Raw genomic sequence first — 212 nt, forward strand, 5'->3', positions numbered from 1 at the left:
TGGCTCGGGACGGAATCGAACCGCCGACACGAGGATTTTCAGTCCTCTGCTCTACCGACTGAGCTACCGAGCCATATTTTATTTTATTACTACATCATATAATCCGCACTATATATGCCAATTATATATGAAGTTAAAATGGCGGAACTGACGGGATTCGAACCCGCGATCTCCTGCGTGACAGGCAGGCATGTTAGGCCTCTACACCACAG

Annotated in this window: 1 tRNA gene; it reads right to left on the reverse strand. The window is 47.6% G+C overall.

The features are described 5' to 3' along the window. Positions 1 to 73: transfer RNA gene (locus ACL9RM_RS26840), tRNA-Phe, on the reverse strand. Positions 74 to 212: the final 139 nt, after the last annotated feature.

The sequence above is a fragment of the Paenibacillus sp. S29 genome (genome assembly GCF_049319765.1).
In the GTDB taxonomy this organism is placed as follows: Bacteria; Bacillota; Bacilli; order Paenibacillales; family Paenibacillaceae; genus Paenibacillus; species Paenibacillus polymyxa_B.